Source organism: Aequorivita vitellina (assembly GCF_022008365.1).
Taxonomy (GTDB): Bacteria; Bacteroidota; Bacteroidia; order Flavobacteriales; family Flavobacteriaceae; genus Aequorivita; species Aequorivita vitellina.
On the sequence record NZ_JAIRBA010000174.1, the window covers coordinates 1 to 358 of the forward strand.

Annotated in this window: 1 protein-coding gene; it reads left to right on the plus strand. The window is 36.0% G+C overall.

Features of this window, described 5'->3' with window-relative positions:
* Positions 1–146: 146 nt before the first annotated feature.
* Positions 147–358 (plus strand): Dps family protein (locus K8089_RS16415; RefSeq protein ID WP_262913949.1); only part of this gene is annotated, 212 nt, incomplete at its 3' end.

The following is a 358-nucleotide window of genomic DNA, read 5'->3' on the forward strand; positions in this document are numbered from 1 at the left end:
CCGAAGTAAATTCTCGACGAGGGCCCGAAGTAAATTCGGGACAAGTTCGGGGCTCGAACTAGTTAAATAAAGCCTAAACCCCTTGATAAACTTGACCTTCACAGCGATATTGGTTATCTTTGGGTATAACTTAAAAAAGAAAAAACATGGGATACTTAAATCTTGATAAAAAGAAAACAACCTCAACTGCAAAAGAGCTAAATGTGCTACTTGCAGATTATCATTTATACTACCAAAAACTACGTAACTTCCATTGGAATGTAGTAGGTCATAACTTTTTTGATCTGCACGTGAAGTTTGAAGATATGTACGAGGATGCAAAGACAAAAATTGATGAGATTGCAGAACGTATATTAAC